Origin of the sequence: Eisenbergiella sp. OF01-20, assembly GCF_003478085.1 — a bacterium.
Taxonomy (GTDB): Bacteria; Bacillota; Clostridia; order Lachnospirales; family Lachnospiraceae; genus Eisenbergiella.
Genome location: NZ_QUES01000075.1, coordinates 1 through 5,732 on the forward strand (window position 1 = coordinate 1; position 5,732 = coordinate 5,732).

7 protein-coding genes are annotated in these 5,732 nt (G+C 43.5%); all 7 read left to right on the top strand.

The window, feature by feature from the left end; genetic code table 11:
* Positions 1 to 60: 60 nt before the first annotated feature.
* The 7 genes from DXA36_RS32310 to pnuC all read left to right on the top strand — a co-directional run bounded on the left by DXA36_RS32310 (position 61) and on the right by pnuC (position 5,632).
* Complete coding sequence (locus tag DXA36_RS32310) at positions 61 to 1,467, top strand: repa (protein ID WP_118683611.1); 1,407 nt, start codon at positions 61 to 63, stop codon at positions 1,465 to 1,467.
* An 858-nt stretch (positions 1,468 to 2,325) separates the two neighbouring features.
* A complete protein-coding gene (locus tag DXA36_RS33255) occupies positions 2,326 to 2,487 on the top strand; it encodes a hypothetical protein (protein WP_007885225.1) in 162 nt (53 codons plus the stop codon).
* 4 nt (positions 2,488 to 2,491) lie between these two features.
* On the top strand, positions 2,492 to 2,812 hold the full coding sequence (locus DXA36_RS32325; protein ID WP_009256578.1) for a MobC family plasmid mobilization relaxosome protein: 321 nt from the start codon (positions 2,492 to 2,494) through the stop codon (positions 2,810 to 2,812).
* On the top strand, positions 2,773 to 3,882 hold the full coding sequence (locus tag DXA36_RS32330) for a relaxase/mobilization nuclease domain-containing protein (RefSeq protein ID WP_118683612.1): 1,110 nt from the start codon (positions 2,773 to 2,775) through the stop codon (positions 3,880 to 3,882). Before DXA36_RS32325 ends, DXA36_RS32330 begins: the two co-directional genes overlap by 40 nt.
* Entirely contained in the window at positions 3,872 to 4,138 is a 267-nt protein-coding gene (locus DXA36_RS32335) for a hypothetical protein (protein ID WP_071143404.1), read from the top strand. The genes DXA36_RS32330 and DXA36_RS32335 overlap by 11 nt, the downstream gene beginning before the upstream one ends.
* Before the next feature lie 188 nt (positions 4,139 to 4,326).
* A complete protein-coding gene (locus DXA36_RS32340; protein ID WP_118288100.1) occupies positions 4,327 to 4,827 on the top strand; it encodes a pyridoxamine 5'-phosphate oxidase family protein in 501 nt (166 codons plus the stop codon).
* A 97-nt stretch (positions 4,828 to 4,924) separates the two neighbouring features.
* On the top strand, positions 4,925 to 5,632 hold the full coding sequence (gene pnuC / locus DXA36_RS32345) for a nicotinamide riboside transporter PnuC (RefSeq protein WP_199484358.1): 708 nt from the start codon (positions 4,925 to 4,927) through the stop codon (positions 5,630 to 5,632).
* The last annotated feature ends 100 nt before the right edge of the window (positions 5,633 to 5,732 follow it).

Below are 5,732 nucleotides of genomic sequence, written 5' to 3' on the forward strand. Positions count from 1 at the left end.
TGCAAAAACCTATTGATAAGATTAGCGGTCAAGGCGAGAGGGAGTGAGGTGTAAAAGACTATGGCAAAATACACCAAAAGGAGAGATAAAAGAGGGTATGAGTGGAAGTCTGCTTATCGGGAGAAAGAAGCTCTTATGCTGGAGAGGGGATACCCGGAAGTAAGTCCTCATGATTTCTATCGAGAGTTGTTTCCGACTGGTAGTCTGCAGCAAGAGCCGGGGGACGGAAAAGGTAATATTATAGCGACACAGATTAGACCGTCCGGCAAAGGAAGAACCCGGCAGTGGGTAATTGATGATAGTCTGAAAATGCTGGATAAGGTCATAGGAGATAGGTTTGGGCTGATACCGCCTATTAGTTTTTACGGGAAGTCACACACGAAAGAGAACGCTCATGAGCTGTTTGCGGTGGCGGTGGATGTGGATTATGTAGGCAAACAGCAGTTAAAGAACCTGTTGAAGCAGTTTGGGAATGGTGTGCAGCTTCGTCCGACTTATCTTGTCAGCTCCGGCAAGGGGGTACATCTTTACTATTTCTTGCAGGAGCCGGTTCAGTTGTATCGAAACCGGGAAGAAGTGCTTGCGGAGCTGAAAGAAGCCTTTATCCGGCGGCTATGGAATGATACCAGCTCTATCCGTCCGGACAGCCCGGATATAACCGGAATTTATCAAGGTTTCCGGTGTGTGGGGAGTCAGTCGAAGCTGGGTGCAGATTTCCCAGTAAAAGCCTATAAGCTGTCAGAGAACCGTTACACGCTGGAGGACATAAAAGCCAGCATACCGAGCTGTAAGGTAGACCTTGCTCCGTTGTACGAGAAGCCGAGAAGAAAAAGTACCGTTACGCTGGAAGAAGCAAAGGAGCTGTACCCGGAATGGTATGAGAAGCGGATCGTGCAGGGAGAGCCGAAGCAGAAAAGTAAGAAGCAGGGCGGTACGTGGGTATGTAACGAAGCTTTATATGAGTGGTGGAAACGGAAAATAACCGAGGAAGTGAAAGCCGGAGGGCGTTACTTTTCTATTATGGCGTTGTGCTCTTATGGCTTGAAGTGTGGCATATCCGAGCAGAAGATACGGAGAGACGCCTATGCGTTCTTGGACCATTTAGAGAGCCTTACCGAGGACGAGGACAACCATTTCAGCCGGGCAGATGTGAAAGACGCTCTCCGGGCATTGAAAGGGGACAGAAAAAGGTTGTCAACGATAGCAAGCCGGGAATGGATAGAGGACAACACAAAGGTTACGATACCAGCAAATAAGCGAAATTACAGAAAACAAGAGGCTCATTTATATCTTGCAAGGCGAAAAAAAGAGGATATGAAAGTTATAGGCGAAGTAGTAAAAGAGGGCAGACCAACAGCAGAGCGGACAGTCAGAGAATGGCAGGAGAGCCACCCGGCAGGAAAGAAAGCGGACTGCATTCGAGAGACAGGACTTGCAAAGCATACGGTTTATAAGTGGTGGAAGTAGGGCATACTTGAAATGCCGAAAGGCATATGCTATAATGCCAATAGGCAAGAAAGACGAAAGTGCTCATTGTGGCACGCAAAAAGCCCCGGAGTTGCGACCTCCGGGGCTTTTCTATTCCGTTGTGGCAAGGTGGCTTATGCCTTAGGCTGGCTACCGCCTATTTATCTCCGTCCAGCCATTTGCAGATGTAGTAGGCGACTACACTTGCCAAGACAGAGAGTAAGAAAGACGAAAATATACTCATGGTGGCACACCCCCTTTCTGTACCTGTATAGGGGTGGTAGCGTCGCCCATTATACCATAGTGGCAGAAATGCCACAAGAAGCCATTTCCCCTTGTTTATTATCAAAGCCATAAGGAAAAGAGTGTCAAGGGCGGTCATAGACCGCAGCGTTTACCCTTGATACTCTTTTTTGTTGGCTATAATGCCGGAGGGGAAAACGGCTGTCCGTCCGTTCCTTTACTTCCCCCCCTGTGCTTCATTGTCCGTTCCGGCGGAAGAAAGTAAAGGGTGGTCTGCGACCATTTTTTATCTGCTGTACTCGCTGATCGGCAAGCCGAAGCTCATACTGCAGATAAAAAACAAGCCCTTGACTGTCTTCCTCCTACACTTCCAAAGTCGCCCAAGAGGAAGTAAGCTCCACTATATTCTTGGCAGAATATACGCACGAATATATCCGCTTGATATAGAGTTTATATCATGCTATAATATGTGTAGCGGATATATTGCAAGTTCCCTAAAGTGTTACCACTTTAGAACTTGTGAGGGTGGCAAGCCCCCCTTCAATCCCCCTTTTCAGAGAGCCGAAAGGCTCATAGTGTGACGGTGGTAGCACCGAAGAAAGAGAGGTCAAAGGCATGAAAAAAGATATGGATAAAATTCAGTTTGAGTACAGATACGAGGTGCAGGAGCTGATGAAAGTAATTGATAAATATGTAAAACAGAATCCGGCAGAAAAGGAAAATAAGACGCTGGAGCGTTTCTTTGACCTACTTGATGTCATGGATATGGAGTGGTAAGGGTATGAACAAGACAAGACCAAAGCAGCTATCATTCCGGGTAAGTGAAGAAGAATACCAGCAGCTACAGGAGAAGATTTCAGAGAGTGGAAAGAACCAGCAGGAATATATCCTTTCCTGTGTGCTGGAGAAGCAAATCGTGAATACGGACGGTATCAAGGAACTTATCCCGGAACTGAAACGGATAGGGAACAACCTCAACCAGATAGCAAAGCGGTGTAATGAGGGGGGAATGTTGCCGAGTGAAGCGGAAGTGCGGAAGCATGGAGAGGAGCTGAACAAAGTATGGCAGTCATTAAGGCGGTATCTTCAAAGGCGGGCATAGGGCACGCCATAGATTATGTGACAAAAAAAGAAAAGACAGAGGAGAAGCTTGTCAGCGGTCTGCATTGTGAGCCGGAGACGGTCAAGGAAGAAATGCAAGCCACAAAGGAGCTGTGGGGCAAGACGGATGGAAGAACCTATAAGCATTATGTGCAATCCTACCATGAGGACGAGAAAATAACCCCGGAGCAGGCTCACAAGAACGCTGTCGAGCTGGCAGAGCATACAAAGGCATGGAAAGGGCATGAAGTTCTGATAGCCACGCATATAGACAAGGGGCATATACACACGCACTTTATTGTTAATTCCGTAAATTATGAGAACGGTCATAAGCTCCAATGGAGTAAGCACGACCTTAAAGACTTAAAGGAACGGTGCAACGAGCAGAGCCGGGAACAGGGCTTGCATGTGCCGGAGAAAGGAAAGACATTTGCTGGAGAAGTACGGGAAGAAACGGTGGCATGGAGCAAAGACACCTACCAGCTTTTGAAACAGGCAGAGCAGGGAAAGGTCAAAAGCTATGTGCAGGATATTGCCCTTGCGGTGCTGGATTGTAAGGAAACAGCGACCAGCCGGGAAACATTTATCCGGCTGATGAATGAAAGAGGGTACGGAGTGGACTGGCAGGACAGCCATAAGTACATCACATATACCGACTTAGCCAGGGAACAGGCAGGAGAAAAGGCTTGTAAAATCAGAGATAACAAGCTGGAAAAATACTACAATATGGATTTCGGAAAGGAGAGCATGGAGCATGAGTTTGAGAGAAATGCACGAACAGCAGAAGCAGAGCAGTCCAAGAGAGCAGCTTCAAGAGTTAAACCGACAGAGCCGGACAGAGCTGGAAAACAGTCTGCTCAAAGAAGCGTTGGCGATGTCGAGCGAGAACTGCGAGGAATTGATGAAGCAGTCAAATCAAGAACAAGTAAGGGCAGAGCAGAACAGGCAGAGAGACGCAGAGCAGAACAGGAAGCTCATCAGCGAGCTGAAGCAGAGCGTAGAGCTGCTGAAGAACAGCAACGAGTTGCTTCAAGACGCTATATCGGACGAGGTTGGGAGCTTGAAAGATGAGGTTAAGGAAAACACCGTCCAAGAGGTTAGAAAGGCGTTACAGGCGAATATAGAGGCTATACAGAGGGCTACAAAGCTTCTTGAGAAGCAGTCTGATACACTTACGAGCGTGATGAAGCAGAAGATCCGGGAGCTGGAGGAAAGTAAGAACAGCTTTTTCAGATATGAGGGCTTGAAGTTGTACCTGTTTTGGGGCGGTATGGTCTGCAATATTTTAGTGTTTCTTATGCTGGCATATAGCTTGTTTGGAAAGTAAAAAAGAGTGATAAATTAGAATTTTCTATTGTTTTTTGAGGTGTTATTTATTATAATAGATAATGTTAATATAGAATAAAAACTGCCAACGGGTAGTGAATGCGTAAAGCATTTGTTTGTACATCGTTAGGTCTTTGAAGATGTGCATTCAAATGCTTTTTCTTTTATAACATTAAAAGGAGAAGAACCATGTTTAGAGAAATGAGAAGATTTAAGCAGTTATTGCCACAAGAAACCGCTATAGAAATTTTGAACAGAAATACAAGCGGAACTTTAGCGTTAATCGGAGATAATGATTATCCATACGCCGTTCCTATAAGCTATGTTTATATAGATGGAAAACTGTATTTCCATTCTGCTAAAAGCGGACACAAAATTGATGCAATTATTAAACATGAAAAAGCATCTTTTTGCGTAATTGATCAAGATCATATTGTGCCGGAGAAATATACTACATATTTCAGAAGCGTCATTGCGTTCGGTAAAGTACATCTTGTAGAAGATATGAATGAAATGCGTCGTATTGCAACCTTGCTTTTTATGAAATATTCAGCAGATTACAAAGATGGAATTCCTAAAGAAATTGATTCTTCTATCAGAAACATGGCAATCATTGAAATGACAATTGAACACCTGACTGGTAAAGAAGCAATTGAACTGGTTAAAATGAAAAAAGTTGATAAAGAATAAGCACTGCCACCGGGTAGTAGATGCGTAAAGCATTCGACTGTACATCGTTAGGTCTTTGAAGATGTATATTCGGATGCTTATTTTTTTGGAGGTTATTATGAAAGAGTTTAAGGACTATTTTTCAAAAAGTGAAATTGTTTTGTGGAGTTCTTCTGTAATGGTTATTATAATTTCATTCTGTGTTTTTGACAGAATAAATTATATGACTTTGTGTGCATCGCTAATAGGAGTAACATCTTTGATATTTAACGCAAAGGGAAATCCGTTTGGACAATTACTTATGGTTGTATTCAGTTTGCTGTATGGGATTATTTCATATACCTTTTCGTATTATGGGGAGATGATTACATATCTTGGAATGACAATGCCGATGGCAATTTTTGCCTTAATATCATGGCTGAAGAATCCGTATAACGGAAACAAAGCGGAGGTTAAAGTTAATAGCATTGGAAAAAGAGAAAATGTCTGTATGTGGATTGTGACATTTGTTGTTACATTTCTATTCTATTTGATTTTGAAGTGTTTTAATACAGCTAACATCATCCCGAGCACTATATCGGTAACAACAAGTTTTCTTGCAGTATACCTTACCTTTAGGAGAAGTCCGTATTTTGCATTGGCATACGCTGCCAATGATATTGTTTTGATTATATTATGGATATTGGCAAGTCTGTATGATATTAGATATGTTTCGGTGGTAGTATGTTTTATTGCGTTCTTTGCTAATGATATATACGGATTTGTAAGTTGGAGAAAAATGAAAACCAGACAGCAAGAAATAACTAATGTTGTGAGCATAATGTAAATTCCAGTTTGTCGGTACGAAGAAAAAGGTAAAATACTGTAGTGATAAGATTAGCGGTCAAGGCGAGAGGGAGTGAGGTGTAGGTATTGACACCAAAAAG

Excerpts from the sequence above, each read along its gene's own strand:
- DXA36_RS32310 (WP_118683611.1), top strand. The coding sequence starts at position 61 with ATGGCAAAATACACCAAAAGGAGAGATAAAAGAGGGTATGAGTGGAAG.
- DXA36_RS33255 (WP_007885225.1), top strand. The coding sequence starts at position 2,326 with ATGAAAAAAGATATGGATAAAATTCAGTTTGAGTACAGATACGAGGTG.
- DXA36_RS32325 (WP_009256578.1), top strand. The coding sequence starts at position 2,492 with ATGAACAAGACAAGACCAAAGCAGCTATCATTCCGGGTAAGTGAAGAA.
- DXA36_RS32330 (WP_118683612.1), top strand. The coding sequence starts at position 2,773 with ATGGCAGTCATTAAGGCGGTATCTTCAAAGGCGGGCATAGGGCACGCC.
- DXA36_RS32340 (WP_118288100.1), top strand. The coding sequence starts at position 4,327 with ATGTTTAGAGAAATGAGAAGATTTAAGCAGTTATTGCCACAAGAAACC.
- pnuC (WP_199484358.1), top strand. The coding sequence starts at position 4,925 with ATGAAAGAGTTTAAGGACTATTTTTCAAAAAGTGAAATTGTTTTGTGG.